This is a genomic window from Streptomyces doebereineriae (assembly GCF_031845645.1).
Classification (GTDB): Bacteria; Actinomycetota; Actinomycetes; order Streptomycetales; family Streptomycetaceae; genus Streptomyces; species Streptomyces canus.
In genome coordinates this window covers 1-449 of sequence record NZ_JAVREZ010000322.1, presented here as the reverse complement: position 1 = coordinate 449, position 449 = coordinate 1, and the positions used below count along the sequence as shown (strand labels likewise).

Sequence of the window (449 nt, the reverse complement as noted above, 5' to 3'; positions counted from 1 at the left end):
CTCTTCGACCAGTACTGGCAGGAGGTCAGCAAGACGCTGACGTCACTGGCGGATGGGGCGGATCTGCTGTTCACCGGCGTGATCGGCGAGGAGGCTGCGGGCAACGTCGCGGAGGCCTGCGACATTCCGTTCGCCATGCTGCATGTGTTCCCGCTACGGCCCAACGGCCAGCTCGTTCCCGCCTTACCGGCGCGGTTGGCCCGCACGATTATGAGGGTGTCGGAGTGGTTGAGTTGGCCGATGATGAAACGGCTCGAGGATCCGCAGCGGAGGGAACTGGGCCTACCGAAGGCCACCGGCCCTTCCGCATGGAGAGTGGCCGAGCGTGGTTCGCTGGAGATCCAGGCCTACGACGAGATCTACTTTCCCGGGCTGGCCGCCGAATGGGCCAAATGGGATGGACAAAGGCCCTTTGTCGGTGCGCTGACAATGGAGTTGCCGACAGATAC

The 449-nt window shown here is 63.7% G+C and carries 1 pseudogene; it reads left to right on the top strand.

What is annotated here, in order from left to right:
• A pseudogene (locus RNB18_RS52090) lies at window positions 1–449 on the top strand (hypothetical protein); the annotation flags it as partial.